The sequence below is a fragment of the Exiguobacterium sp. s138 genome (assembly GCF_018618775.1).
In the GTDB taxonomy this organism is placed as follows: domain Bacteria; phylum Bacillota; class Bacilli; order Exiguobacteriales; family Exiguobacteriaceae; genus Exiguobacterium_A; species Exiguobacterium_A artemiae.
In genome coordinates, this window is record NZ_JACSMW010000002.1 from 497670 (window position 1) to 523633 (window position 25964).

The 25964-nt window shown below is 49.7% G+C and carries 29 protein-coding genes and 1 riboswitch; of the genes, 12 read left to right on the forward strand and 17 right to left on the reverse strand.

The genetic code is table 11. The features are described from left to right. The first annotated feature begins 41 nt into the window (after positions 1-41). The 7 genes from KNP91_RS06410 to KNP91_RS06440 all read left to right on the forward strand — a co-directional run bounded on the left by KNP91_RS06410 (position 42) and on the right by KNP91_RS06440 (position 9330). The gene (locus KNP91_RS06410) at positions 42-2672 is read left to right on the forward strand and encodes a DEAD/DEAH box helicase (protein WP_214849222.1); all 2631 of its coding nucleotides are present in this window, start codon (positions 42-44) and stop codon (positions 2670-2672) included. 350 nt (positions 2673-3022) lie between these two features. After that, entirely contained in the window at positions 3023-3700 is a 678-nt protein-coding gene (locus tag KNP91_RS06415; RefSeq protein WP_026832883.1) for a 50S ribosomal protein L25/general stress protein Ctc, read from the forward strand. Between the two features lie 91 nt (positions 3701-3791). Continuing rightward, positions 3792-3891, forward strand: a riboswitch (TPP riboswitch). Between the two features lie 106 nt (positions 3892-3997). Continuing rightward, complete coding sequence (locus KNP91_RS06420; RefSeq protein ID WP_012370460.1) at positions 3998-4573, forward strand: ECF transporter S component; 576 nt, start codon at positions 3998-4000, stop codon at positions 4571-4573. Next, positions 4573-6132: an ABC transporter ATP-binding protein gene (locus KNP91_RS06425; RefSeq protein WP_214764744.1), complete on the forward strand. Its 1560-nt coding sequence runs from the start codon at positions 4573-4575 to the stop codon at positions 6130-6132. Before KNP91_RS06420 ends, KNP91_RS06425 begins: the two co-directional genes overlap by 1 nt. Continuing rightward, positions 6098-6823 carry an energy-coupling factor transporter transmembrane component T family protein gene (locus KNP91_RS06430; RefSeq protein ID WP_214849225.1) on the forward strand — a complete coding sequence of 242 codons (726 nt, stop codon included), beginning with the start codon at positions 6098-6100 and terminating at the stop codon, positions 6821-6823. Before KNP91_RS06425 ends, KNP91_RS06430 begins: the two co-directional genes overlap by 35 nt. 88 nt (positions 6824-6911) lie before the next feature. Further along, complete coding sequence (locus KNP91_RS06435; protein ID WP_251135954.1) at positions 6912-7943, forward strand: FAD-dependent oxidoreductase; 1032 nt, start codon at positions 6912-6914, stop codon at positions 7941-7943. Between the two features lie 370 nt (positions 7944-8313). Beyond that, the gene (locus KNP91_RS06440; protein WP_214764747.1) at positions 8314-9330 is read left to right on the forward strand and encodes a hypothetical protein; all 1017 of its coding nucleotides are present in this window, start codon (positions 8314-8316) and stop codon (positions 9328-9330) included. Between the two features lie 138 nt (positions 9331-9468). Here the strand turns inward: KNP91_RS06440 and KNP91_RS06445 are convergent, their stop codons facing one another. Beyond that, positions 9469-10287, reverse strand: a complete 819-nt coding sequence (locus tag KNP91_RS06445; protein ID WP_214764748.1) for an alpha/beta fold hydrolase — start codon at positions 10285-10287, stop codon at positions 9469-9471. A gap of 228 nt (positions 10288-10515) precedes the next feature. On the opposite strand from KNP91_RS06445, the gene KNP91_RS06450 reads away from it, so the two are divergent. The 3 genes from KNP91_RS06450 (at position 10516) to KNP91_RS06460 (ending at position 13686) form a co-directional block, all read left to right on the forward strand. Beyond that, positions 10516-10989: a GNAT family N-acetyltransferase gene (locus KNP91_RS06450; RefSeq protein ID WP_214764749.1), complete on the forward strand. Its 474-nt coding sequence runs from the start codon at positions 10516-10518 to the stop codon at positions 10987-10989. Positions 10990-11512: 523 nt separating this feature from the next. After that, entirely contained in the window at positions 11513-12463 is a 951-nt protein-coding gene (locus tag KNP91_RS06455; protein ID WP_251135915.1) for a hypothetical protein, read from the forward strand. 2 nt (positions 12464-12465) lie between these two features. After that, positions 12466-13686, forward strand: coding sequence for a hypothetical protein (locus tag KNP91_RS06460; protein WP_214764750.1), 1221 nt, complete (start codon positions 12466-12468; stop codon positions 13684-13686). A gap of 1 nt (position 13687) precedes the next feature. Here the strand turns inward: KNP91_RS06460 and KNP91_RS06465 are convergent, their stop codons facing one another. The 7 genes from KNP91_RS06465 to KNP91_RS06495 form a co-directional block, all read right to left on the reverse strand. Next, a complete protein-coding gene (locus tag KNP91_RS06465; protein WP_214849230.1) occupies positions 13688-13918 on the reverse strand; it encodes a hypothetical protein in 231 nt (76 codons plus the stop codon). A gap of 108 nt (positions 13919-14026) precedes the next feature. After that, positions 14027-14350, reverse strand: coding sequence for an antibiotic biosynthesis monooxygenase (locus KNP91_RS06470; protein ID WP_214849232.1), 324 nt, complete (start codon positions 14348-14350; stop codon positions 14027-14029). A 71-nt stretch (positions 14351-14421) separates the two neighbouring features. Continuing rightward, positions 14422-15033, reverse strand: a complete 612-nt coding sequence (locus KNP91_RS06475; protein ID WP_214849235.1) for a hypothetical protein — start codon at positions 15031-15033, stop codon at positions 14422-14424. Next, complete coding sequence (locus KNP91_RS06480) at positions 15030-15482, reverse strand: GNAT family N-acetyltransferase (protein ID WP_214764753.1); 453 nt, start codon at positions 15480-15482, stop codon at positions 15030-15032. The genes KNP91_RS06475 and KNP91_RS06480 overlap by 4 nt, the downstream gene beginning before the upstream one ends. 17 nt (positions 15483-15499) lie before the next feature. Further along, positions 15500-16213: a nucleotidyltransferase domain-containing protein gene (locus tag KNP91_RS06485; protein WP_214764754.1), complete on the reverse strand. Its 714-nt coding sequence runs from the start codon at positions 16211-16213 to the stop codon at positions 15500-15502. Beyond that, entirely contained in the window at positions 16206-16688 is a 483-nt protein-coding gene (locus KNP91_RS06490; RefSeq protein WP_012370446.1) for a hypothetical protein, read from the reverse strand. The genes KNP91_RS06485 and KNP91_RS06490 overlap by 8 nt, the downstream gene beginning before the upstream one ends. Before the next feature lie 151 nt (positions 16689-16839). Beyond that, complete coding sequence (locus KNP91_RS06495) at positions 16840-17244, reverse strand: hypothetical protein (RefSeq protein WP_012370445.1); 405 nt, start codon at positions 17242-17244, stop codon at positions 16840-16842. Between the two features lie 143 nt (positions 17245-17387). Here KNP91_RS06495 and KNP91_RS06500 point away from each other — a divergent pair, with 143 nt between their 5' ends. Then, a complete protein-coding gene (locus KNP91_RS06500) occupies positions 17388-17771 on the forward strand; it encodes a hypothetical protein (RefSeq protein WP_012370444.1) in 384 nt (127 codons plus the stop codon). Here the strand turns inward: KNP91_RS06500 and KNP91_RS06505 are convergent. The 7 genes from KNP91_RS06505 to KNP91_RS06535 form a co-directional block, all read right to left on the reverse strand. Continuing rightward, positions 17768-19105, reverse strand: a complete 1338-nt coding sequence (locus KNP91_RS06505; RefSeq protein ID WP_214849236.1) for an MATE family efflux transporter — start codon at positions 19103-19105, stop codon at positions 17768-17770. The two genes, KNP91_RS06500 and KNP91_RS06505, sit on opposite strands and share 4 nt — an antisense overlap. A 159-nt stretch (positions 19106-19264) precedes the next feature. Next, positions 19265-20173, reverse strand: a complete 909-nt coding sequence (locus KNP91_RS06510; protein ID WP_214849237.1) for a methyl-accepting chemotaxis protein — start codon at positions 20171-20173, stop codon at positions 19265-19267. A 179-nt stretch (positions 20174-20352) separates the two neighbouring features. Further along, positions 20353-21111 (reverse strand): SDR family oxidoreductase, encoded by a 759-nt coding sequence (locus KNP91_RS06515; protein WP_012370441.1) that lies wholly within the window; start codon positions 21109-21111, stop codon positions 20353-20355. 158 nt (positions 21112-21269) lie between these two features. After that, positions 21270-21713, reverse strand: coding sequence for an Asp23/Gls24 family envelope stress response protein (locus KNP91_RS06520; RefSeq protein WP_214764758.1), 444 nt, complete (start codon positions 21711-21713; stop codon positions 21270-21272). Between the two features lie 47 nt (positions 21714-21760). After that, the gene (locus KNP91_RS06525) at positions 21761-21967 is read right to left on the reverse strand and encodes a DUF2273 domain-containing protein (protein WP_214764759.1); all 207 of its coding nucleotides are present in this window, start codon (positions 21965-21967) and stop codon (positions 21761-21763) included. A 15-nt stretch (positions 21968-21982) separates the two neighbouring features. Continuing rightward, on the reverse strand, positions 21983-22525 hold the full coding sequence (gene amaP / locus KNP91_RS06530) for an alkaline shock response membrane anchor protein AmaP (protein ID WP_214764760.1): 543 nt from the start codon (positions 22523-22525) through the stop codon (positions 21983-21985). Positions 22526-22815: 290 nt separating this feature from the next. Continuing rightward, positions 22816-23253, reverse strand: coding sequence for a hypothetical protein (locus tag KNP91_RS06535; RefSeq protein ID WP_214849238.1), 438 nt, complete (start codon positions 23251-23253; stop codon positions 22816-22818). A gap of 107 nt (positions 23254-23360) precedes the next feature. Here KNP91_RS06535 and KNP91_RS06540 point away from each other — a divergent pair, with 107 nt between their 5' ends. Beyond that, on the forward strand, positions 23361-24089 hold the full coding sequence (locus KNP91_RS06540) for an SDR family oxidoreductase (protein ID WP_214849239.1): 729 nt from the start codon (positions 23361-23363) through the stop codon (positions 24087-24089). A gap of 37 nt (positions 24090-24126) precedes the next feature. Here the strand turns inward: KNP91_RS06540 and KNP91_RS06545 are convergent, their stop codons facing one another. After that, complete coding sequence (locus KNP91_RS06545; protein ID WP_214849241.1) at positions 24127-25116, reverse strand: LLM class flavin-dependent oxidoreductase; 990 nt, start codon at positions 25114-25116, stop codon at positions 24127-24129. 62 nt (positions 25117-25178) lie between these two features. Next, positions 25179-25871 (reverse strand): ABC transporter ATP-binding protein, encoded by a 693-nt coding sequence (locus KNP91_RS06550; RefSeq protein WP_251135917.1) that lies wholly within the window; start codon positions 25869-25871, stop codon positions 25179-25181. Positions 25872-25964 lie beyond the last annotated feature (93 nt).

Here is a 25964-nt window from a genome sequence, read left to right on the forward strand (position 1 = left end):
TTGTATTATGTCACCTATATCCTGATGAAAGGAGTTACGAGATGAATTATGGACTAAGTGAACGGAAAATCAAACAAATGTCGGATACCTATGCGTTCCGTCGCGGCAAACGCTATGTCGCCGCTAAAAAAGTCACGCTGCGAAACTACCAATCCGGTGACTTGCTTGTCGAAGCCGCCGTTCAAGGCGAAGACCTGTTCACCGTCACCGTTCGCGTCAAGGAACACGGCGTCGATGCCGGTTGCAACTGTCCGTCACTTGCGATGGATCAATCGTTTTGCGGACATATCGTTGCCGTGTTGCTAGCGATGCATCATGTGCAAGTCTACGGCACACCTGGTGGAAATCAATCATTAATCCGTCCGTTTGCGACGACGCGGCAGACCGAAGATGCCGCGGTGACGGCTTATTTGCAAACATTAAGTAAAGCGGAACGGGCAAAAATCAGATTTGATGTCAACGGTTCGGCGATTGTGATGGAAAGCATCACGGCGCAACAACGTTTTATCATCAGCCCAATGTATTTTGACCGACTTTTACAAAGGCGTGACCACTTACGGAATCTTGCCGATGTCTGGCTCAGTCCCCCGCTCAAACAACGGCTCGTCAGCGGTCCGCCGACGGTCGAGCTGGCGCTGGACCGGGAAGCTGGTGGACTTGAACTGCTCGTGACGTTTATCTATCAGGGAGTTCGGATTAATCCGTTGCAAGAGACAGATTGGCTCGGGCGCGATGTATCGCTCGAAGGAGCCGTCCTCCGCTACGTGACGGAGAGTGGCTTCCTCGAGCGGAACGGTCGCTATCGATTAGAGGAAGAAGCGGCGGAATATCAATTTCTGAAAGGTTTGCTCGATCCCCGTGTCGTTTACGGTGAACTCGTCGTTCAAGTGACGGAAAGTATCCGCCAATCCTTACCGAACGGACCGTTCCATCCGCGGATTGATGTCGACACGACGGACCGCCTGGATTGGTTAACCTTCCGCTTTTCCATGGACGGGATTCCGGAAGTCGAACTGAAACAGGTCTTGCAGTCGCTTGTCACCCGGAAAACGTATCACCGGTTAAAGAACGGTCAGTTTGTCTCGTTTGAGAACCGGGCGTTTGAACAGTTGCAACGCGTCTTTCGACAACTCGAAGCAGCAGAGCAGGACCAACTTGAAGCGGTGTTGCGCGCGCCGGCTCTGCCGAACCTCAAACATCTGGTCGGCGCCTCCTTCTTGCATGTCCATAAACAATTAACAGAACGATGGCTCGAGCTGAAAAATGGAACAGGAGTCTACCTGAACTTCCCGGAAGTACTCGACCGCCACTTGTATCCATATCAGCGGGCAGGGATCCAGTTCATGGCGAATCTCGCCGGACACGACGGGCACGGGATTTTAGCGGATGAGATGGGACTCGGGAAAACGATTCAGGCGATTGGGTGTCTTGAGACGCTGCCGCCGGGACGGGTCTTAATTGTCGCCCCGGCCTCCCTGCTCCATAACTGGCAGGCGGAACTCACGCGATTTGCCCCGACGAGAACGGTCCATCTGTTGACCGGAGCGCGAAAGCACCGCTTGGACCAAATCGAGACAGTACCAGCGGACGGGATTTTTTTGATTTCCTACCCGTCGTTACGAGCCGACATGGAGGCACACCAGGCCGTCGAATACGACGTCGTAATTTTTGATGAGGCACAACATCTGAAGAATCCGGCGTCACAAACCGCTGTCCGCTTGCGCCGGATTCGGGCGAAACGTCGGTTTGCCTTGACCGGAACGCCGCTTGAAAACCGGACCGATGATCTCTGGTCGATTTTCCGAGTCATCTTCCCTTCCTTGCTGCCGGACTTACAGACGTTTCAAACGTGGTCGCATGACGAGATCAAACGATTCATCCGTCCGTTTCTGATGCGGCGGACCAAAGATGAGGTGTTGCAGGATTTACCGAAGAAGCAGATTGTCCATCACTATACAGACCTTGGCCCGACACAGAAAAAGCTTTACGCCTCCTACTTATCTAAACTGCAACTGGAAACATTGCGTCATTTGGATGAAACGAAACGTGAGGACCGGATTAAGTTGCTGGCCGGTTTGACCCGCTTACGGCAGATTTGCTGTGATCCGGCGCTGTTTGTCGAAGATTATACAGGCGAATCCACAAAACTCGAACGTCTGCTGACGTTAATTGAAGAAAAATTAGCCGCCGGACACCGGATCCTGATTTTTTCCCAGTATACGAAGATGCTGGCCCGGATTCGGGAACGACTGGCAGCACGACAACGTGCCCACTTTCTGCTGACGGGTGAGACACCGGTTGAGGACCGGGTCGCACTGTGTGAAAGGTTTAATGCCGGTGAAGTTGATCTCTTCCTGATTTCCTTGAAGGCCGGCGGGACCGGTCTGAATCTGGCGACGGCAGATACCGTCATTTTGTACGACAGTTGGTGGAATCCGGCCGTCGAGCAACAAGCGGCTGACCGGGCTCATCGATTGGGACAGCAGTCACCGGTCGAAGTGATCAAGCTGTTGATGACCGGAACGATCGAGGAAAAGATGGCGGAATTACAAGATCGCAAAGCGACGATGATTGATGCCGTCTTATCGGATCAGAAGCCGGATATTTTAACGATTCGTGAACTCGTCCGTCTGCTCGATTCCCCCGCTTTTATCGATTCAGCAGGTGAGTAACCACACAAATCAAAGAAAATCTTAAAAAAATGAAGGACCTTCAATCCGTTGTCTATCAACAGGTTTGAAGGTCTTTCGACAATCAAATTCAGAAAAAAAGGTTTTAACTTTTGAAAGATAGGGGTATATCTACATTAGCACCGTACAACACGGTCGCTTTTCAATTATTGTTTCTCAATATCAGCGTAATGACCTGGGAGAGAAATGCTACTTACTCACTTCGTTTTTCATTTCTGAATGAAATCCAGTTGAACTAGCATTTAGCGCATGAATTTCTGTTGGAACCTATTGTTCCACTCCTACATTCATTACCTTTTGAGGGCTATACCAAATTCAAGGGGGAAATGAACATGTCAGTAACATTAAAAGTAGAAGAACGCGAAGTACGCCCGCGCTCACTTAGAAAGCAATTACGTCATGAAGGAAAAGCTCTTGGTGTCGTGTATGGCTACAAAGTGGAAAGCACACCGATTTCATTCGACGAAAAAGAATTGGTCAAAGTTGTCCGTGATCACGGCGAAAACGTCTTGGTTGCTCTTCAAATCGGCGGTAAAAAGGTCAACACATTGATCAACAAACTCGATATGGACATCTTTACACCAACAATCAAACACGTTGAATTCATCGCTGTTAAAATGGATGAAGAAACAGAAGTCGAAACGGATATCGTCCTGGTCGGCGAAGCAGCTGGCGCGAAACTTGGCGGATTCCTTTCACAAACACTCTTTAAAGTAACAGTTGCCGCAACACCAGATAAATTACCGGAACGCATCGAAGTGGATGTAACGGAACTTGCAATCGGAGATTCGATTACAGTCGCTGATCTTCCGGAAGAAAAAGATTTCCGTGTCGTCACAGAAGGTGACATCCAAGTTGCAGCGGTCGTTGAATCGACACTTGAAGCTGAACTTGAAGAAATCGAAGAAGCAGAAGCTGAGGCACAAGCAGCTGATGCGGATACAGCGACAGACGATTCAGAACAAACTTCTGAAGAGCAAGCTGAAGAAAACAAAGAAGATAAAGAGTAATCTTTTCTCCCCTCCCCTCGTGGGAGGTTTTTTTATGCATATTGACAAGTCGCGGCGACAGCCGTACAGTGAAGAAGGTACACATCATTGACACATCCACTAGGGGAGCCCGCTCGGCTGAGACGATTTACTTCGGACCCTTTGAACCTGATCTAGTTCATACTAGCGTAGGAAAGTGGAGCGGAATCCTCGTGCTCTTTTTCTGCATCTTGCAGGTTACACGACCGCTCTCTTTTCATAGAGGGCGGTCTTTTTTTGTGGTTTCTTTGTGGGTGTGCATTCAAAGGAGAAGTGATTATGAACAGTTGGAAAATGAAAGAAATCATCGTCATGATGATGCTCGCCGTAGCTTGTGGTGTCCTCTACTTAGGATGGTCGACGTTATGGTTGCCGATCTCGGCCATCTTTGGACCGGTCGGAGCAAACTGGATGTTCGGCATCTGGGTCATCGCCAGTCCCCTTGTCGCCTACATCATTCAAAAACCAGGCGCGGCATTGATTGCAGAAGTCGTCGCTGCTGCCGTCGAGTTGTTTACAGGGAGTCACTTCGGTTTATCGGCTTTATTGATTGGACTTGCGCAAGGCATTGGCGCTGAGGTTGCTTTTCTGTTAGTCGGCTACCGGAACTTCAACACCTTCACCTTGATGCTGTCGGGCATGTTTGCGGCTGTCGGAAGTATGGTCTATAGTCTGGTCGTCAATGGGTTCGCCTACTATACGACGACGACACTGCTATTGACGTTTTCCCTGCAACTGGTCAGTGGGGCATTACTTGGCGGATTGCTCGCGAAAATCATCGTCGACTCACTCGTCAAGACGGGAACGCTGAACGGTTACGCCGTCGGACGACAACAGAAACGGCGGGCTGCCTGATGTGGTGCCGGAATCTGACCGTCCGCTATCCGGATCAAGACCGAGATGTTTTAAACGACTTGACCGTGTCGCTCCGGCAAGGAGAGACGACCTTATTGATTGGTCCGAGCGGCAGCGGCAAAACGACCTTCTTGCATACGCTTGCCGGTCTGATGCCGGAAACGATTGAGGCGGAAGTCACCGGTGAATGGCGCGCAGACGGAACCGTCGGCATGCTGTTTCAACAGCCGGACGATCAGTTTTGCATGCAGACGGTCGGGGCGGAAATCGCCTTCAGTCTGGAAAACCGGAGTATTCCCCGCGATGAAATGGAAGAACGAATCAGAACGGTGTTGAAACGGGTTGGACTCGACCTCGCCTTGACGACGCAAATTGCCGGACTGTCCGGCGGGATGAAACAACGGCTTGCTTTGGCCTGTGTGTTGGCACTCGAACCGGACATCCTGTTACTCGATGAACCGACGGCGCAACTCGATCCGCACGGCCGCCGATTGATGATGGAGCTGATTGAAGAATTGCATCACAATCCGAACGTGACACTGGTGTTGATCGAACATCAACTGGAAGAATGTGTGACGTTTGCTGACCGTGTGTTGGTCTTTCGGGAAGGACAGCTGAGGCTTGACGGTTCCCCGCTTGAAGTCTTCGAAGAGAAACGGGAGGAACTGATCCGGCACGGTATCATGTCGCCATTGCTCTATCCTTATACACTCGAGACGATTCCGCTGACGGTCGCAACAGCGCGGTTTCTGAATAACCCGCCCGTCGCAAGACGTCCGGTGGCAAACGAAACGACGTTTGATTTGACCGATGTGACGATCACGCATGGCAAACGGGTGATTCTCGACCGGATTTCGCTGACCGCGTCCGCCGGAGAATGGATCATGCTCGTCGGACGCAACGCTGCCGGTAAAAGCACCCTGCTTGAGACGCTGGCAAAACTGTTGCCGGCGCAAAGCGGGACGATCAAGCTGTTTCAGACACCTTTGAAAAAATGGCGGGACCGGACGTTTTACCGGCAAGTTGGTTTCGTCTTTCAGCAACCGGAGTTTCAATTTCTGAAACAGACGGTCGCCGATGAACTGGCCATCAGCTCTCCGTCAACGGCACGAAGTCAAGTAGCTGACGCCCTGCAACACTACCGTTTGGAGGATGTCGCCGCTCAGTCCCCGCTTGCACTCAGTCTCGGGCAAAAAAGACGCTTAAGTGTCGCGACGATGTTGCTGGAACGAAAAGCTGTCCTGTTACTCGATGAACCGACCTTCGGACAAGATGCTGAGACGACCGCTCAGATTCTCGATGTGTTACACCAAGCCCGGGAAGCGGGAACTACGCTGATCATGGTGACGCACGACATGGAGCTGGTCTACCGTTACGCCGACCGCGTTGTCGTCATCGGCGAGAAGCACATTCAATTTGACGGGGCACCGGATGAATTGTTCCGGAACGAATCATTGCTTGAGCATAACCAGTTGATCCGCCCGGTATCGGTACGCTATCAGCAACTCGAGGAGGTGAAACACCGTGCAGGAAAACAATTCGCTGCTCGCACGCCTTAATCCCGCCGTGAAGCTCGGAACACTGGTGTATGTCATGCTGTTGCTGATTACGACGTCACGTCTGCCGGTGACAGTCGCCTTGCTTCTGTTTGCAGCCGTCGGTGTAGCCTGTTCCGGATGGAAGCTGTCCACGCTGGTCTTCCGTCTTGTGCCGTATACGGTATTATTTTTGCTGACGTTTTGGATGATGGCGGCGTTCGGAAAAGGGGAAACGGAACTGTGGGCGTTCGGTTGGTTCCGGATCACGGAAGAGAGTCTTGCTCATGCCTGGCTGGTTGCAACGCGGATGCTGGCTTTTGTCCTGCTGAGCATAACGTTCGTCGCAACGACCGATCCGACCCGGTTCGTCATGAGCCTGATTCATCAATGCCGTCTGCCGGTCCGTCTGGCTTACGGATTTTTAGCCGGACTTCGCTTCATCCCGATTTTCCGTCAGGCGATCCGGACCATCCGCCAGGCACGCCGGATCCGGCAACAACGGTCGATTTGGCCGTGGCAGACGTTTTTCGCAATCAGTCTGCCGCTGTTTACGACGAGCATCATCCGCTCGGAACGGATTGCGATTGCGATGGAAGCCCGTCAGTTCCAACCGGACCGGACCTATTATGTCCGACCGGTCGTCACCCGCGTTGATGGATTGTTTTTCGGTCTCGTCTGCATCATCACGACGTCGCTTCGCCTTTTTGTCTGACAAGCAGAAGATTATGTCCACTCAGTTGAGGGAATCATATTCTCAGATGCAGAGAATTCAAAAAAAGCAGGTGAATGTCGTGAAGCGAATGGTCTTAGTCGGCGCAGGTCATGCGCATTTAGAATGCATCAAACAAGGGAGTCATCCGGAAATCGACTGGATTGTCGTCACCCCCTCCCGTTATCAGTATTATTCCGGCATGTTCTCCGGATTAGCAGACGGCACCTATACACTCGACGAAACCCGCATCGATGTCAAAGTATTATGTGAACGGCACGGTAAGACATGGATTGAGGACCGGGTCATGCGGATCGATGCCGCGGGCAAACAGGTCATTTGTCAGTCCGGACGGGTCGTCCCATATGATATCGTGTCCTGCAACATCGGTTCGAGCGACTGGGAAGCAAGCACCCCGATTCATGTCACGATCAAACCGAACTATCGGGTGGAAGATGCGTTCCAGACGTTCCGGAGTGCCGACTCCCCTGTCATCGTCGGCAGTGGTGCAGCGGCAGTCGAGATGGCCGCATCCTTTCAGTCAAACGGTACACCGGTCACCCTGATTCATGAAGAGCCGTTGCTCAGCGGTCATCCGGCAGGTCCGGAACTGGCCGCGCGACTCGATCAGCTGGGCGTCAACCGAATCGTGGACCGGTTCGAAACGCTGGACGGTCAAACGGCGCACTTGCGGTCCGGGCATTCCATTGAGACAGATGCCGTCTTATTTTTAGGCGGCGCCAGTGCAACCGAACTGTTCCGGGCATCCGACTTGTACTGTGATGCGCGTGGATTTTTACTGGTGCACGAGACACTGCAGTCGCTCGAGGATCCGTCGATTTTTGCCGTCGGGGACTGTGCGACTCTGACCGCATACCCGGAAACACCAAAGAATGGGGTGACGGCGGTGCGCCAGGCTCCGCTGTTGCTTCAGAATTTAATCCGGTTCGTGAACGACGAACCGTTACGGACGTTTCGACCGCAACGGTATTATTTGACGCTGCTTGCACTCGGTCATCGCCAGGCCACCTTGCTGTACGGCCGATTTTACCGAACCAACCGGCTCAGCTGGTACTTCAAACAATGGATCGACCGACGATTCATTAAGAAATACACGGTCTGAATCAACAGGCAGAAAGGTGAATCGCTCATCTTTTCTGCCTGTTTTTCGTTTAGGGAATATGTTTAAAAAAAGGAAGATGATCTCGTGAACATGGTAATATAATGGATAATTCATTAAAGGAGGAATTATCATCAAGAATAATGTACGGATTCTCGCGCTTCTATCCAGCATCGTGTTAACCGGCTGCGGGCAAGAACGTTTGCTGGATCTTCAGCCTGTCCCTTCCAATTGGTCCGCCTATTCCTTTGTTTCCGACGAACACTCGGATCAGGAAGTCCCCGTTGAACAAAAGAACCAAATGTTGCGGACCTGTATGCAGAACAAAACGGTGTCTCTTCCGAAATCATATCGGACATTAGAGACATTTGGCATGTTTTTTACGTTAAATAATCTGGGAATTGCGCCGTTTCCGACCGAGATTGTTTATTTGGCACAGGGCAATCAGATGTACCTGTCATGTCGCTCGCCGAAGACACAGGACTTGCGTGTCCATCCGGTGAAAGCGTCGGACCATCCGTGGGTCCGCTTGACGAAGGATTCGGATCATGTCGCCCTTCAAGCACCCGTCTCGATTCCGTTGACAGAAGAACAAATGGACCGACATGTATCCGTCAATCAGGAAATGAGCGTAGACAATGAATTTGCGAAGGATTTGAAGCCGTACCATGCGTTTCAATTGCCGATTTCGGGACAGTTGTTGTTTGTCATGACAGAGTCCGGTCAAGAGCACATCATTCGAAACATTCCGCTGTCGTCCCTTCACCAGCAAGGCGAGTTTTATTTGGTGAGCCGCCGTCATATCGACGGATCAACGTCCCGCTCGTTGACTTTTTCACGTGACGGTTGGGACATGACGGATCGACAAATCATGACAGCTGACAAATCGACCCGGATCAAAACGAAGCAACTTTCCTTGCCGAAAACATTACCGGTCAATCAAACCGTTCCCTTTGTGAACCTTCAAGTCGTAAAAAAAGAACGGGTAGTGGAAGAAAAGACGCTGTCCGTTCGTTATCGGCCGCTTTACCGTCCGGTCAAGGAATACCAACTCGAAGATGAGCCGCACGGAATCACGGCTTACTTCCATCCGACGATGAAATCGTTTGAACAGGCGAAATTAAGTGAGATGGTCATTCTGCCGGAGCGGCTTTCCCGGGCGATGACGGAAGAGTTAAAGGCGGTGACGTTGGAAGATCCGCGAGGTACACGCACACCATTTTCTTATATGACATTGCTTGAATACGGCAACACGCAAACGTTTAACGTGTATCTGAAAAAACGTGCGAATAAGACGGACCTTTATTTGCAGGATCAACGGACGAAAAAAAGTGCCCGATTGTCAGGTGAGTTGGCACGCCAAGTCAGCGAACAATTAGAAGCACCTTAATTCGGAACAGTTCCAGACGTTATCCTTTCCGAGATCTGATAGTTTCATTCAAAAGACGCAAACTCAAAAAGAGATCAGGGTGACAGATTTGGAATCTGCCACCCTGATCTTCGTAGAAACGGACTTTTATGACCGATATCAGACCGATTGACCTGATTTTAAATACGCAACCAGTGTTTCCGTGAACTTCTCGCGTTCGTCGAGGAACATCCCGTGTCCGCTCTCTTCAAAGACTTCAAGACGTGAACCGTTGATGTTTTCATGCATGACTTCAGCAAACTCGAACGGACAGACTTGATCTTTTTTACCGTGCATGATGAGTGTATCGACCGAAATCTTCGGCAGACCGTCCCGTAAGTCTTCGTCCCGTAAGGCAATTGCTGACTGGATTGTACCGTGGGATGAAGCATCGACACTCAAATTATGGAACCATTGCTGGAGCGGTTCCGGATGCTCTTTCGCAAAAAAGATTTCCCCGAATCCTTTTAACATCGATGGACGGTCCTGTTTCGTGTCCTCAATCAAGGCATCGACTTCCTCTTTCTTCATGCCGTACGGATAACCGTCGCGTTGCGTGAAGACCGGTGCAGCCGCCCCTGCTAGGATCAGTTTTGAGACGTTTGACTCTCCGTGATTCAAGAGGTATTTTAAAGCGATTCCGCCGCCCATCGAGAAACCGAGTAATGTGACGTTCGTTAATTTCAATTGCTGAATCACTTCGTTGATATCCGACGCCATCGTCGTATAGTCATATCCGGTCGCCGGCGCATCCGATTTACCGTAGCCGCGGTAATCGACGCCGATATAACGGTAGCCTTCTTCGAGCAGACGGTTTTTCTGATATTCGAACATGTTATTGTTTGCCGGCCATCCGTGGAGCATCACGACCGGTTGTCCTGAACCGATATCTTCTACATAAATCTTCGTTCCGTCGACTGCCTGAATAAATGTACCCATCTGTAAAAACCCCCATTGTTTTAATTGATGTAACTTCCGTGCACAATTAGAAGATACCCGGTTATAACCGGAAACTAACATCTTAATTTTAAACTGTTTTCGCAAAGTCATTCGTTTTTGAAAGGATTATTGATATATCTTTGAAATAACACATAATGGAAATAGGTGTTATTCAACTAACGGGACAGGATTGATGAATGGAAATATGCAGAAAAGGCGGTAGGTTCTATGGAGATAAAAACTAAGCGATGTACTGTACGTCGGTTTGATAAAGAAAATCTAGATGATTTTATGCGATATAGAAATGATGAGAACTGGATGCAGTTTCAAGGATTCAAAGGATTGACCAAGCAAATGTATGCTAAAGAATTACTTAGCGAACCCTCTCTTTTAAAAGGTGCACAACTTGCCATAATCAACAATACAACTAATCGATTGATTGGTGATATTTATTTAAAAAGGGATCATTGCACTTTTTGGGTGGGATACACGATAAGTCCTCTTCATGCTAAGCAAGGCTATGCATATGAAGTACTTGCCGCAATTGTAGACTGGGTCAAGCAAAAAGGTTGTGTCAGAATAAATGCGAGCGTGTCACCTGAAAATCTTCCTTCAATCAACTTACTTAAAAAGCTTACATTTACTTTTCTTTCTTCAGATGAAGGAGAACATCTATATATATTGGATTTACAAAAGATGTGAAGTGATTCGCTTAAGCGATCACGGGCTTTAATTCAGGTCTTTTTTTTAGTACGTTAAAGGGCTCTGTTTGGTCTTTATTTTACAGTTCAAATGCCTGTTCATATAGCTTAGTCCACATTGTCCAACGTCTCACCGGATTAGATTATAATAACTCTCTATTTTCAGATTTGAATTTTATTGGAAGTGAAAGGGTGTCCTCATGGTAAAATATTGTTAAAAGAAGGAAGGAGCGATTACCATTAAAAAATCCGTACTTGCAATCAGTTTCGCCGGTAGCCTGTTCCTGACAGGATGCGGGACAGAATCCTTATTACAGTTAGAACGCAATCCGAATTACTGGGAAGCTGTAAATTTTTCGGATGAATTATTTGAACCGGTACCGAGACAGCAGTCCGCCTACCTGTTAAAAACATGCGAAAACACAAAAAAGACGGCTCCCCTGCCGAAACAATACCGGACACTTGGTGAATATGGACTTTACTTCAGCTTACAACAAGTCGGAACCTATACCCCGCCGATTGAGTTGCAATACATCGCAACAGGAGATACCTACTACTTAACGTGTCGTTCACCGAAAACAAATCGGCTGACGGCGCACCCGATTCAATTAAAAGAGCATCCTTGGCTGAAATCAACCTCCGGTCAAGAACGTTCACCGATCACAGAACCGGCTTTAACCGTCCGTACATATAACAAAGCAGCAAAACGGAAAGCAGAGGCTGTAGATGTGTCAAAGAACGTGCAACGCCTGTCAATCGAGTTCCCGGTAACAGGGCAACTCGTGTTTCTGGAAAAAGAAGAAGACGGTCAACAGCAACCCCTTTTCGGATTACCGGCATCGTTTTCCTATCCGAAACTTGAGTTGTCGTTCGAAAAGACGACGGAGGGTCTGTCGTCCAAGACATATGCATTGATGATAAAATCAGACCAGTACTTTAATCAAGAAGACGTTGTAAAAACTATCGGTAAACAAGCCGTTGATTTGACCTATCACCCGCTTCCTGACATCTTACCGGTGAACAAGACGATTCCGTACGTGACTTTCCAATCAAAAGACACGGAAAAGCCGCTGAATAAGACGATTTCTCTGCGTTACGAGACAACAGTAAAAGATATTCGTGTCCGCGGCTTTAACGGGATTGGAAATGATAGCAAGGAAATTCATGGATTTCTGCATCCGAACGACGCTGCACTCAAAGACGGAAACTTCCGGCAATTGTCTCTGTTACCGGACAAGCTTGCCAAGCAGGTTTCGAACGATTTAAAGGAAGTAAAGCTTGAAAAAATCCAAGGGAAGCGGGCAGATATCCGGTATATGACATTGATTCAAAACGGAAAAAGCCAATCGTTTGAACTATACGTAAAAGCACGTGCCAACAAAACCGATATCTATGTCAAAGATACAAAAACGAAAAAAACAGCGAAACTGTCCGGTAAAGTCGCAGCCGATCTCCTGACAGAAGTGGAGGAATAACTATGCGTCAACTGATTCCCGTCCTGCTTGGTGCCGTCCTGTTGAGCGGCTGTAGTCCGGAGGCAAAACCAATCGATTACACCTACTTACCGCAAGTGTACGACACGTTGAACCTGACTGATCTCAAGAAAGATGATCCGAAGCTGGGTGCCCTCATCAAACAGGTGTGTGCGACAAAACGGGTGGCTGCCCCGAAGGATTATGCAGTCGGCACACAATATTTCGTTAATCTCGTCAGCCAGTTTCCGGAATCGATGGGCGAGCAGGCCGTCTATCTGAAAACAAAACAGGATCGTTTTTTGTATTGCCATGATTATATTTCAAAACCCGGTTATCACAAGTTGACTCCAAAACAGGATCGCTTTCCATCCAAACACCTGGTCACGCCTCACGATCAGATAGAGTTTCAGAAGTTATCTTCTAACTTCGAGGAAAGTGTCCGCATCTCCGGCAGATCCTTGATGAAATCTGCACGACAGCTGACGGTCCCGACGACCGGTTATCTTGTCGTCCGGGCAACAAATGATCAAACGAAACAGACGGTCGTCACGAACATCATGGAGCTGACACCGTTTGTCGGATCCGTCCCGCTTGTTCTCGAATCGAACATTCAGATTCAAGAACCGTACGAAGTCCAGTTGAATCTGATAGGGCAAGCACGCTATCGTGCGCCCATTCATTCTTCGAAGGAGCGAAGTACGATTCAGTTCAAGGAGGCACCACATGCAGACGGCACTTACGGTACGGTCACCGTCAAAGAAAAAACCGGACAGACGACCCGTTACCAGCTGACCGTCAAGCACGAACAACAACTTCCGCCTAATCTTGACGTGCCGCCGGACGAACTGTACGACGCGGACTATTCGTTACCGCGTTTCGCCCTGTTTCATGACCGGCCGCTCGGAAAGCTGAAATTTGTGAACGGCGATTTAGATATGGCGGAGCCGCTCGCACCCGATGCCTACATCGAGACGTCACTCGAAGAATCCAAACAGTTGGTTCGGCTGATTGAGGACAGTGAAGAGGCGGAGCGGAAAGGACGACTCGCCGAGCGGCCGTACTTGACGTTGATGAAGGACGAAAAAGCACAACAGTTCAAGATTTATCTCGACCGGCGGATCAAAAAAACCGATGTCTATCTCGAAGATGTCCACCGGAAGATCAGTTTTAAGTTGCCTGCAGAAGGGCGCGATTTGCTGCTTGATACCTATCAGGTCAAATGATTTAAAAAATCAGCTGTTCGACGAGGAAAATGACCGCACAAAACAAGATAAAGGCGATTCCTTCCTGCAACCACTCCCCGCGCGTCAGCCGCTCCCGTAAAAAGGACGCGCAGGCAATCAGCAGGGCAAAAAAGTACAGGTAGACAAAACCGCCGGACAGGAAAAAACCGATGATGAACATCATGCCGAACAAAACTGTCAAACCGGAAACGATGCCTTTACGTGTCGCCATCTTCCGTCACCTCTCGAGGTTCAATTTTAATTCTTTTACCCGCTTTCCGAATCATCCACTCCAGACAAAAACCGTCTCTTCCCCATTCATGGGAAAAGACGGTTTTGCTTAAGCGTGGGTATGATCGGCGACGACGGCATATTCCGTGACAGCGTTTGACAGGACAAGCGGTTTGACTTCCGATGTTCCTTCATCCCGTTTCTTATGGACACCTTTATAGGCCTGGCTCGCCTGCCAGGCATGGAAATGCTCCTGTTTGTCCCACGTCGTCATGATCGTGACGACATCATGCTCATCCTGACTGAGATCCACTAAGACCTGCATCCGGACAAATCCATCCATCTGCTCAATTCCTTTTGTCGTCTGAAAACGTGCCGCGACTTGATCGGCTTTTCCGTTTTGTACACGCAGTTGATTCATGACAATCCACATACTATGTCCCCCTCTGTCTTAACTATCTTCAGTATACCGAACGCAAGACGGCTCTTCCCAGTCCGGAGACTTCAGTCAAGCGTATTCGACAACCGGCGCAACTGTTCGTTGCCCTGTGCATCGACAGCATGAATATCAAAAAAGAGCGACCGGGGAAAGGCTTCCGGCAAGGCTTGAATCGTATGGAAACTGTCCTTATTCCGGACATCCAGCGTCCGTTTGATGTCTTTCAGCGGTACGTTCCGTTCCTGTTTCCCGTCGTACGTCGCTTTATACGGATCAAACGTCAACCGGTTCAGGTTTTGGGAGCGATTTTCCCCGTAAACGGCCAAATAACGTTTTTGCTCGATTTCCAGTAACCGTCCTTCAAACCAGTCATTTGGTTGCGGCGCTTGGCGGATCAGGCGGACGATCCGATAGGTCGAGTCCGTTTGTTGCAACACGAGTAACAGATGCGCTTTTTCCGTTTTGACGAATGCAATCGTATGGCTGTCACCGAGCGGTTCGATCCAGTACACCTGTTTGGTCGAGAACGGAACCTTCGCCGGGTACTGATTCATGACATCGATCAGCGTTTGAGGCGTCACGCCATAAGCAGCAATCTGTGCCGTTTGTTTCAGTGAGGAGAGCAATCCGCCAGCGAGACAAATCATAGCCAAGAACAACCAAATCCGTTTCTTCATGCCGAACCTGAAGACGGAATAAAGTGTTTGACGAGTGTGTAGTGCGAGAATCCCGGTGGATAGTCCGCGATCACGCCGACTGTCTCATATCCGTATTTTTGATAGAAGTCATACGCCTGAAAAGAAAACGTCGTCACAAGAACGCGGTTAACCCCGGATTGACGCGCTAACGTTTCGATTCGGTGTAACAGTTGACTGCCGAGACCTTGCGCACGTAAGCTGTCCGGTAGATAAAGAAATTCAATCTCAAGCCAACCCCAATAGATTTCCCCATAGATTCCTCCGACAATCTGTTCTTCCTCGAATACCATCACATGGACGGGATATATCGCAGTACGGCGTTTTTTGGCATGGTGCGGAGATTGTTCATCATTATACGTCCGAATTTTTTCTTGCAGAAACGTTTTGTAGGGAGTGGATTCTTCCGTCCCTTCCCGAATAGTCAGCATCAGCCTCTCCCCTTTTCTCATTTTCCGATTGAAAAACCGTCAAAATAACGACCGCCATGCGCATCGAGCCACTGTTCCACCAAATCGATGACAGACTGTTTTTGATCGGACCGGAAATACACATCAAAAGCGTCCGCTAATCGTGTGGCCTCGACCGGATCGACGATTGCCAGACTGCGGATCAGCCATTTTCCTTGTCCTGTCCAGTGACCGGATGCCCGCAACCGGAAGTCCGTTGCTTGTTCGAGCAACCGGGAAGCGATTCCGAGCCCGTCCGTCCGATCGGTCACGCCGATAAAATCATCAAGCAGATCGGTCAGAAAGTACCGGGCCCGGTCCATTTCAGTAAGTGAAAGAATCGGCGGACCGGCGAGTAACTCCGTTTCAGCTTGTGTTTTCAGCGGCACAAGCATCGGGTGATCCCGCACGACGAGACCTTCCGCGACCATCCGTTGCATGGAAGGGCGCCCCCGCTTGCGATCCTGTTGAAAGAAGGCGAGAATCGTCGAACTCGAATGGATGAACGCCTCAACCGGATATCGATCGAAGGTGAACGATTCTCGGTAAGAAGCGGAAACGGATTCATAAAACACGACGAGATCCAAATCGGATGTCGCAGTCGCCTGCCCCCGGACAAAACTTCCGGCGAGTAAAGCGGCGTCACAATCCGGATAACGGCTCTCGACCAGCAAGTGGGCAAGCTGCAGGGCGTGCGACAGCTGATCACTCATGTGTCTGATTATGCAAAAGCGTATTGTCGGAAGCGAAAACGGCCAGTTCATCGCCCGGTACGGCGACGATCGAGACAAGGCCTTTATCAGGTAACGTCATATCGATGGCCCATGATTCGTAATACGTATCCGACCCGTTGATCACAAGCGTTTTTCCCGAACTGAAGGTGATGAACAGATGAGGAGCGGCTTTTCCGATTCGGACGGCAATGATTCGTTCGGTATGTAACGTCACAATCAAGTGAAGCATCTCTTCTTTCGGCATATGGCGGACGACCCAGTCCTTCGAAGATTCGACATCCCCGTAATACAAGCGGTCGGTTTCAATCCGGATTGAGATATCTGGAATCGTGGCATCATAAAGATTAATCAGTTCGATGCTGATAAAGCCTGTCAGGTGAATCGTCGAGATTTGAGTCCCTGTCAAATACGTAGATACGAGCTTGCGGGCAATTTGATGATCTTCTTTGTTCATAATTCCACCTCTTTACGAAATAGTTGACGGTGATGTCGATCTGGTTGTCATTTTTCTATCCTCTAAATTTACCACATATTTGCAGACGACGGGAATGGCAACAACAAAAAAACAGATGACCGTCCCGTGAACGTCATCTGTCTGTAAAAGGTCAATTCGCTTTTTTCAGGATATTCAGCAGCCACTTCTGCAAGTCTTTGCCGCCTTCATAAAACGAACAGTCGCGGAGCTCAATCGTATGTCCGCCTGCTTGAATCAATTCGTTGAACGTATCTCCAAGATCGCGGTTTTCCCACTTCCGTTCATCGTTGAGGTACTTGAAACCGAAGTTGCATTCCACATTAAAGATGATATGGAACGGCTCTTTAAAGGACTGCACGGCGCGGATCATCTCGAGGAGAATCATCCGTTTCGGCGTTGATTTTTTAAACGTATCGATGACGGTTGTCCGGCGTCCGTGAAATTCGACGACACGGACGGCACGTCCTTCATCGGCTTTGAAATCGTAACTCGTCCGGATGGAAACGATGATTTCGCGTTGATCTGTCTGTTGCATGTTTTACCACTGCCTTTCTCTCGCTTGAGTATACCATCACCCACGGCTTGTCTTGAAGGGTTATTTCAGAATCCGTCCCGAGAATGATTGAACCCTCCCATTATTTGTCTTATAATGAAAAATATGCTGAAAGGAGCTTGATTGTGAAACCGTTATTTTCCATTATCCTCACTGTTTGCTTACTTTTCACCGGGTGTTACTGTACGCTCGACGAGCAGACGGACGGCCCCCACTTCAAGTCTCGTGCGCGGACGATTTCGAAGTATCATACGTTTGATATCGAATTCTCGAAAGGACTGCGTCCGGAACAAGTCTCGGACCGGACGGTTACGATCACGGATTCGACCGGCGAACGGATGCAGACGGAGCTTGAAGTCATTGACGGCAAGGAACTCCGGATCAAGCCGCCCCGCTCGGGTTATCAAAAGGGACGCCGTTACATCATACATATCCGGGATTCGGTTGATGCACGAAAACAAATTAAAAGTAATACGATAAAAGAACGGATCTTCACTGTTGATCGTTAAACAGGAAGATCCGTTTTTTTGTCCGGTCGTTCAAATGTCAGGTTCAGCCGGCGCTCCGCCAGATGGAGTGACAGCGATCGTGCCAGACCGAAACCGATGAATGCGAGCCAGACCCCGTGATTGCCGATCCAGTAAATCGACAGCAGTAATAGTCCGAACACAAGAAAAGCCTGAATCATCGAGTTCCGGACCGGTTTTGCCCGGGCCAGTCCCGAAAAGACCCCTTCGTACAGCATCGCAAATCCACCGGTCAACGGAAAGACGAGAATCCACCCATAATACAGGGCGGAGACGTCGAGCAGGAGCGGATCGGTTGAAAACAGCCGCAGGAAGGCATCCTGGAAAACAGCTAACAGTCCGATCATCAACACGATGGAAGCGATCCCGAATTGCCGTGTCAATGAAAGACTTTTCCGGTAACCGGCTTCATCACGCCGCCCCCGCGCCCGTCCGACGAGAATCGTCGAAGCACTGCCGAGTCCTCCGAACCAGTAGGCGATCACATACTGGATTTGCAACAAGATGGCGTTGGCCGCCAGCACATCCGGTCCGAATTGCGCACCGGTCCGGGTAAACCAGCCGGTCACGAGCAACAGAAAAATAGTCCGGACGAATAAATCGGCATTGACGGTAAAAAACTGCCGGTACGCCTGGACATGAAATAAGAGATCGCGATAGACGGCTTTCCAGGCGAGTTGCCGGAACATGATCAGGAATCCGGAAGCGACGATACTGATTTCAGCGACGAGTGTCGCAATCGCGACACCGGTAACACCGTATCCGAGGCCGAGGACAAAGACGACATCGAGGACGATATTGATGAGGTTGCTGAATATTTGAATCAACAGAGCACGTTTCACCTGCCCCTGCCCGATCAGCCAGCCGAGAACCGCGTATCCGACCAGGACGAACGGTGCCCCGTAAATCCGGTAATCAATGTACGTCGTGACATCCGGCAACAAGGATTCAGGCGCTGCCAGTAAGTAAAGTCCCCCTGCCGTCAACGGAACACGTAAAAGGATCAATACGAGTCCGATCAGGAATCCGAGCAAAACCGGGCGGTATAAAGCAAAGTGCAACGCCGTTTCATCCTGATGGACACTCGCTTGGGCACTGAAGCCGGTCGTACTGACTTTTAAAAATCCGAACAGCCAATAAATCGTGTTAAAGAACACAGCGCCGATCGCTATCGACCCGATGGCGACCGCATCCCCGGTCTGTCCGATCGTAATCGTATCGGTGACGCCAAGCAGCGGCGTCAAAATACTCGACAGAATCAGCGGATATGCCAGTAGTCCGTACTGGCGTGCTGTAACAGTCGTCGAGACTGACATGACCAGCCCTCCTTTTTTTGAGTAGCCAGGCTACTTTCGATTTCATCAAACATCTGCTTAGTATAATGTATTTTTGACGTAAAAAGACCTTCTTCCGGATGACTCTTGTCAGAATCACACGAAAGAAGGCAGGAATGAGTCATTAAAACCATGCAGGCGTCATAACACCCGCACAAATTCTTTTGCCTGTTGCTCCAATTGCTTGGCAGAATCCGCCAAGAGATCAAATTCGCGGACCGTCTGTTCGAGCTGTCCGCTGCTTGTTTTAACTTTTAACGAGATGTGTTCAATTCTCGTTGAGACTTCCTCAATCCGTTGAACGATCCCTTCGATATTCTCCTTGATTTCACCGATTGATAGCGAGACTTTATTGGACAGATTGCGGACTTCTGTCGCGACGACGTTGAACCCGCGTCCGTGTTCGCCGGCGCGCGCCGCTTCGATCGCTGCATTGAGTGCCAACAGGTTGGTTTGGGCGGCGATGTCACGGATTGTCGTGACGATATCGGTGATTGAATCGGTCTGCGCCTGGAGTTGGACGAGATTCGCGAGGTTTGCTGTCGATTCCGCTTCGACCTGCTGAACGGTTGCCAATACATGGAGTCCATCCTGGCGTCCGCTTTCTGATTTCACCGTCAAAAAAGCTGAGGTGGCATTCAATTCGTCTGCCATCCGCAAGACATCCTGTTGTCGAACGGTGATGTCGGTTGCAATTTTTGACACGCCGACGACACGCCGTCCGTCCTCCGAGAAAATCGGCATATACGTCGCTTCGAGCCACTTTTGTTGTCCGTCCGCCGACCGCCGCTCGATTTTGTCTTGATACGTGATGCCTTGCATCAGCTTGCGCCAAAACAGTTCATAAGCCGGACTGTCCGCGAATCCGGGGAAACAAAGGTCCCGGTGGTACCGCCCGATTAACTCATCGGCCTCATACCCCATCGTCCGGGCAAACAACTCATTGACGTAAGCGACCTTACGTCGGTCATCAAATCGGATAATCGCCAGGTTCTGTTCAATTGCCCGGATGACTTGGGTATCCGTCACGCGTGTCGTCTGTTCTTGCATCGATTGATCCACCCTTTCCCGTCTGCTGAAGACTCCTCATTTGGATTACACTATCTTATTATTCCTTTTATCGACTAATTCCTTCCATATTGAATAGCGTTCCATCAATTAATGACTGCTCTAAATTATTATTCAATCAAAAAAGGCCCCCTTTGATCAGGGAACCTTAAGAAATCTCTTTAATAAGCACTCCAGCCGCCGTCCGCGATGACAATTGCCCCGTTGACGAAACTGCTCTCTTCGGAAACAAGGAACAACGCCAACCGGGCAATTTCTTCCGGCTTCGCTGACCGGGGATTCAGTCCCATCCCGAGCATCGTCCGGCCCATCCCGAATTCATTGATGTTCGTCATCGACTGACCGATGTTCGTCTCGACTGCACCGGGAGCAATTCCGTTGCAACGGATTCCTTCCTTAGCGTACAGATAGGCGGTGTTTTTCGTCAAGCCGACGACGGCGTGTTTCGACGCTGTATAGGCGGCTCCGGCCCGCGCACCGTTCAACCCGCCGATTGAAATGTTATTGAGAATGACACCGTGACCCTGTTTCTGGAACAACGGAACGGCAAGCCGCATCGCACGCATGACGGCGGTCGTGTTAACGGAGAAAACACGTTCCCAGCGCTCGTCCGAGATATCCCCTACGCCTTCCATTCCGTCCATGATGCCGGCATTATTGACAAGGACATCCAGCTTCCCGTACGTCGTAATGGTTTGATCGATCAATTGCTGAACGGCGGTTTCTTCTGCCACATTCGTTTCCACTGCGAGTGCCGTTCCTCCGTTTTCAGTAATCGACTGCGCGACTTGTCGTGCTGCTTCACCGTGAATATCCGAAACAACGACATGGGCCCCCTCCGCTGCAAATATCTCTGCCATCGCCTTACCCATTCCGGAAGCAGCTCCGGTAACGATGATGACTTTTCCGTCTAAACGCATGATCATCTCATCCTTTCCGATTGGATTGAAGTCTTCCTTTGTCTTTTCCCGTTTTCAATCCTTACAGTCACGCGGATTGATGGTAATTTGGTAAACGTTTTTTTGGAAAACACGAAAAAACCAGGAACTCTCACAACGAGAATTCCCGGTCGATTCGATTATTTTAATTCGCGGCTTGTTTTTTCTTCTACGGCTTCATTGTTTTTGCTTTTCGCATCGAATTCGGCCCGTGTCATGACGTCTTCGACATGCATGTTGACTTCGACGACTTCAAGTCCTGTCATATCACCGATTGCTTTTTTGATTTTAGCGACCGTTTCCTGGAAAATCGACGGGATGTTTTTGCCGTATTCGACGATGACGCGAAGATCAAGCGCAACCTGGCGCTCACCGACTTCTGCGCCGACACCTTTTGTGATGTCTTCCGTGCTGCGGAGGCGATCCGTCAAACCGCTCATGAATCCACCGCTCATTGATAAAATGCCTTGTACTTCATTTGAAGCAATCCCGGCGATCTTTTTGATGACCTGATCTTCGAATGTTAATTTATTCGTACGTACCTCTTCATTTTGTCCAGTTGTGTTTAATGATTCGTTTGCCATTTGAAATCTCTCCTTTTGAATAAAGTGTAGGTTATTTTATATATGAATCAGTCCCGGTTAAAGAACTGAATCCATCCTTCAATATCGAGTGCCCCGTCCCGCCATTTCCCGATCAAAAAGCCGATCGCGGTGAAGACGAGCAGTAACATCGTGGGTCCGAAACCGATTGTCAGGAACAGAACCGCGATCACGAGTCCAACAAAACCGCCGATTAACCGGAACCGGTACGGATACAACTGTTCTTTCGTACTCATGTTCAATTCCTCCCTTTAAACGACTCGTTCCGACGTTTTTGTTTTTGTATCACTGATTTTGACTTTCGTGCTCGTTACCGGTAATTCCAGTAACGACTCGACCGCGTGTTTCGCCCGTTCTTGAATATCTTTCCCGATCGTCGGCAACCCTTCCTGTCCGAAAACCGAACAGTCAACGGTCAGAGCGACTGTTTCTTTCTTCGAATGGATATCCGCATGGACACTTGGTGTCCGGACGCCATTAATCCCACGAATCGACTCAAGTGCCGTCCGTTCGATGGTTTCTTTCGAAATCGTGATGTTGCCGTCTCCTGTCCGGATCAACAATCGTTGACCTTTCGAGCGACTGAGTAATCCGGTAAATAAGAGAATGACGAATACGAAAGCTAAAAATCCACCAATCGAGAGCACCGTGTAGCTGTACCATTGTTGATCCTGCCATTGTTCGAGCAACGGACTGATGCGCGGAACGTCATAAACGCCGAGGACCAGTAAACCGACGCTGACTAACCCAAGCAGGCCGATGAGAACGAGTAAGAAACGATTGAACCCATTCATCTTCATCTCTCCTTTAGATAACGTTGTAAGATTCTTTCACATAAGACTTTCGCTAGCTGAAATATTATGTGTATGGTGTGTTTATTCCCGTTCACTAGACCTTAAAACATTAAAATACACTTTTAATTAAAGTTCCATTATTCTGATAACTTAAAGACGAAGTCGCTGAAAACCAGTGTTTTATTTACTATATTCCGCAAAAAAAGTCCCTCCCATCGAAAAATCAAGGAAGGAACTTTCGTATTTTATGAAAAAACGAGATTTACCATATGATTCTTGCGTTGTCAATATCATTTTACCTGGACAGGGAAAGCGACGTTGCCGTCCCCTTTTTTCCACCAGGCATAGACATGGTAGGTATAGACCCCTTTTTGATCGGGGGCGGTAATCTGTTCATTCTTCAGCCGGATCGTTTTTTTCGTGTCATTTTTCTGCCATTGCTCGGCCTTGATTCGTTCCGGTGCTGGACCGTCGTTAAAGGCGACCTCAATCTTCTGACCGGGTTTGACGACGGTTGGTGTTTGTTCCGCTGTCATGTCGAGTGGAGTCGAGTCACTCAGGTCAATACACTTGCTGTTCAACAAGCTATTCCAGCAGGACGAACCGCTCGTTACAGCGATGTCCGTCCCGTTGACGGAAACGTCCGGTTCCGGAGGGGTTCCGCGAAACGGTTCGAGATATAACATCAATCCGACTATTAGAAGAACAAGCCAAAATCGTTTTTTCATAATCGGTATCCTTTCTTCCTTCGAACTGTCGGTCCGAGGTTTGCTTGTGTTGAAAAAAGGCTAATACTTCTAGGGTTGAGTTAAAAAATATACAGGAGGTTTTTTGCATGATCGAAAATAAAGTCGTCATCATTACAGGAGCATCAAGTGGTATCGGGGAAGCCACGGCTAAGTTACTGGCCAAACAAGGTGCACAACTGGTTCTCGCGGCACGCCGGGAAGATCGTCTGAAAACCTTGCAACAGGAAATTGAACAGCTTAGCGGCAAAGCCGTTTATCAAGTAACGGATGTCACGGATTCGGCGCAAGTCGAGCAACTCGCAAAACTCGCCCAGGATACGTTCGGTTCGGTCGATGTCCTCGTCAATAACGCCGGCCTGATGCCGCTGTCGAAACTGAACAAAAACAAGCAGGACGAGTGGAACACGATGGTCGACGTCAATATTAAAGGTGTGCTGTACGGCATTGGTGCCGTCCTGCCATACATGCGTGAGCAAAAACGCGGTCATATCATCAACATCTCATCCGTTGCCGGACACGATGTCATGCCGTCGAGTGCGGTCTACAGCGGGACGAAGTTTGCCGTCCGTGCGATTACGGAAGGCTTACGAAAAGAAGAATCGGTCGACAATAACATCCGGGCGACGATCATTTCACCGGGAGCGGTCGATACCGAGCTGAAAGATCACATCACGGATGAAGAAATCAAACAAGGCATCGGCAACTTAAAAGCGATGGACGCTAACGCGATTGCCCGGGCGATTGCCTACGCCGTCAACGAACCGGACGATGTGGCGGTCAATGAGATCCTGATCCGCCCGACAGCCCAACAATAAGAGAAAACGAACACCGCCTGCTTTCAGGCGGTGTTTTTTAACGGAGTAATCGTTCCGCAATCAACTGATAGGACCGGAGCCGCTTTTGCTGATCAAACGCGTTGTTGATCAATAGAAACTGATCGGTTTGGTAACGGTCGGATAACGCCTGCAATGCCTCGGCGACTTCGTCCGGTGTCCCGACGATCGTTCGCCGGCGGTCGTTTTGAATACGCCGTTGCTGCTCTTCGTTCCACTGTTTGTTTTCCGTTGTCGCAAACGACGGTACAATCGAGTGACCGAGCCGGATGCCTTGAATCCAGGCGTCCTGTGTCCGGGCCAAGGCTTCCGCTTCTGACGTCGTCTCGGCACAGATGACGAAGACACAGACGATAACGTTTGGTGTCCGTCCATCGACTGGGACAAATTCGTCGCGATATGTCTGTAACGTTTCTTCCCATTTGTCGGGATTGATGAAGTGACCGAATACGAGTCCATGTCCGCGCTCAGCGGCCAGTGAGGCACTTCGCGGTGACAAACCGAGCACGGATAACGGCACCTGTTCCTTGATCCGGGGTGTCGTCTTGACGATTCGGTATGGGTGACGCGATGACAACCGGTCGGTCAAAAACCCGTCCACTTCATCGAGTAACCGCGGAAAGTCTGCTGCCGCGTTGCCTGCGCCATCCGTCAATGCCCGCCGGGTCCGTTCACTGCCGCCCGGTGAATTGCCGATGCCGAGTTCGATCCGGCCCGGATAAAACGCGGCGAGCGTTGAAAAAGTCTCGGCGATTTTGAGCGGATGATACTGGGGTAACAGAATACCTCCGGACCCGAGTCTGATCCGGGAGGTGACGTCTCCCATCCGGGCAAGGAACAGTTCCGGTGCGGCACTGAGCAGTCCGTTTGTATTATGATGTTCGGCAAACCAATAGCGGTCGTAACCAAGCCGTTCCGCCTCGACGACCAGTCGTTTTGTTGCTTCCATCGTCTGTTCGATCGTATCCCCCTCGTGAAGCGGGACTTGATCCAGGATTCCTAAGCGCATGACCTCGCCTCCTCTACACATTCAGTGTACGCGGTCGATGCGGTGAATTCAAAAAGAAGGTGTCAGGTGCGGACAAGCCGTTGGTCTTCGATGACGAGACCGTCACGCATCTCGATTTTCCGGTTGGCCCGTTCAGCAAGTGCCGGATCATGGGTGACGAACAGGACACCGCACCCCTTCTCCTCGTTTAAACTGCGCAACAGGTTAAAGATGATTTCACCGGTTTCGGTATCGAGATTCCCGGTCGGTTCATCTGCGAGCAACCACTTCGGTTTATGGACGAGCGCCCGGGCGACGGCGACCCGTTGCTGTTGACCACCGGACAGTTGTGACGGCAGCGAACCGGCTTTGTCGGCGAGTCCGACTTTTTCAAGCAAGGACAAGGCCCGTTCTTTTTTGTCATACGTCACTTTCCGTCCGAACAACGGTGCCATGACATTTTCGAGTGCCGTCAGGGTCGGAATCAGATGGAACTGTTGAAAGATGAAGCCGACGTTCTCAAAACGGAAATCGGACAGTTCCTTGCTCTTGAGTTGATGAATCGCCTGATCCCCGTAGGATAACGTACCGCTCGTCGGACGATCGAGTGTCCCAATCAAACTGAGCAACGTCGATTTGCCGGAGCCGGACGGACCGATGATGGAAATGAAGTCGCCGGCATCCAGTGTCAGGTTGATATTAGATAACGCATGTGTCTCGATGCCGTCCCCAATAAAGGACTTCCCGAGTTGTCGACAAATGAATGTATCTTGCATGAACATTCTCCTCCTCTTTAAGTAGCTGTCTACCTTTTTCTCCTTTTTATTGGGAATTCCTGCAAAAAAGACCTTCTTTTCAGAAGGTCCCGT

Bases quoted from the DNA above. Each gene is read 5' to 3' on its own strand.
- KNP91_RS06440 (WP_214764747.1), top strand. From the start codon at position 8,314: ATGTTTTTTACGTTAAATAATCTGGGAATTGCGCCGTTTCCGACCGAG.
- KNP91_RS06420 (WP_012370460.1), top strand. From the start codon at position 3,998: ATGAACAGTTGGAAAATGAAAGAAATCATCGTCATGATGATGCTCGCC.
- KNP91_RS06435 (WP_251135954.1), top strand. From the start codon at position 6,912: ATGGTCTTAGTCGGCGCAGGTCATGCGCATTTAGAATGCATCAAACAA.
- KNP91_RS06465 (WP_214849230.1), bottom strand. From the start codon at position 13,918: ATGGCGACACGTAAAGGCATCGTTTCCGGTTTGACAGTTTTGTTCGGC.
- KNP91_RS06480 (WP_214764753.1), bottom strand. From the start codon at position 15,482: ATGCTGACTATTCGGGAAGGGACGGAAGAATCCACTCCCTACAAAACG.
- KNP91_RS06505 (WP_214849236.1), bottom strand. From the start codon at position 19,105: ATGTCAGTCTCGACGACTGTTACAGCACGCCAGTACGGACTACTGGCA.
- KNP91_RS06510 (WP_214849237.1), bottom strand. From the start codon at position 20,173: ATGCAAGAACAGACGACACGCGTGACGGATACCCAAGTCATCCGGGCA.
- KNP91_RS06525 (WP_214764759.1), bottom strand. From the start codon at position 21,967: ATGAGTACGAAAGAACAGTTGTATCCGTACCGGTTCCGGTTAATCGGC.
- KNP91_RS06415 (WP_026832883.1), top strand. From the start codon at position 3,023: ATGTCAGTAACATTAAAAGTAGAAGAACGCGAAGTACGCCCGCGCTCA.
- KNP91_RS06475 (WP_214849235.1), bottom strand. From the start codon at position 15,033: ATGAAGAAACGGATTTGGTTGTTCTTGGCTATGATTTGTCTCGCTGGC.
- KNP91_RS06545 (WP_214849241.1), bottom strand. From the start codon at position 25,116: ATGCGCTTAGGAATCCTGGATCAAGTCCCGCTTCACGAGGGGGATACG.
- amaP (WP_214764760.1), bottom strand. From the start codon at position 22,525: ATGAATGGGTTCAATCGTTTCTTACTCGTTCTCATCGGCCTGCTTGGG.
- KNP91_RS06495 (WP_012370445.1), bottom strand. From the start codon at position 17,244: ATGCAACAGACAGATCAACGCGAAATCATCGTTTCCATCCGGACGAGT.
- KNP91_RS06445 (WP_214764748.1), bottom strand. From the start codon at position 10,287: ATGGGTACATTTATTCAGGCAGTCGACGGAACGAAGATTTATGTAGAA.
- KNP91_RS06520 (WP_214764758.1), bottom strand. From the start codon at position 21,713: ATGGCAAACGAATCATTAAACACAACTGGACAAAATGAAGAGGTACGT.
- KNP91_RS06460 (WP_214764750.1), top strand. From the start codon at position 12,466: ATGCGTCAACTGATTCCCGTCCTGCTTGGTGCCGTCCTGTTGAGCGGC.
- KNP91_RS06550 (WP_251135917.1), bottom strand. From the start codon at position 25,871: ATGCAAGATACATTCATTTGTCGACAACTCGGGAAGTCCTTTATTGGG.
- KNP91_RS06485 (WP_214764754.1), bottom strand. From the start codon at position 16,213: ATGAGTGATCAGCTGTCGCACGCCCTGCAGCTTGCCCACTTGCTGGTC.
- KNP91_RS06535 (WP_214849238.1), bottom strand. From the start codon at position 23,253: ATGAAAAAACGATTTTGGCTTGTTCTTCTAATAGTCGGATTGATGTTA.
- KNP91_RS06425 (WP_214764744.1), top strand. From the start codon at position 4,573: ATGTGGTGCCGGAATCTGACCGTCCGCTATCCGGATCAAGACCGAGAT.
- KNP91_RS06450 (WP_214764749.1), top strand. From the start codon at position 10,516: ATGGAGATAAAAACTAAGCGATGTACTGTACGTCGGTTTGATAAAGAA.
- KNP91_RS06540 (WP_214849239.1), top strand. From the start codon at position 23,361: ATGATCGAAAATAAAGTCGTCATCATTACAGGAGCATCAAGTGGTATC.
- KNP91_RS06515 (WP_012370441.1), bottom strand. From the start codon at position 21,111: ATGCGTTTAGACGGAAAAGTCATCATCGTTACCGGAGCTGCTTCCGGA.
- KNP91_RS06410 (WP_214849222.1), top strand. From the start codon at position 42: ATGAATTATGGACTAAGTGAACGGAAAATCAAACAAATGTCGGATACC.
- KNP91_RS06470 (WP_214849232.1), bottom strand. From the start codon at position 14,350: ATGTGGATTGTCATGAATCAACTGCGTGTACAAAACGGAAAAGCCGAT.
- KNP91_RS06490 (WP_012370446.1), bottom strand. From the start codon at position 16,688: ATGAACAAAGAAGATCATCAAATTGCCCGCAAGCTCGTATCTACGTAT.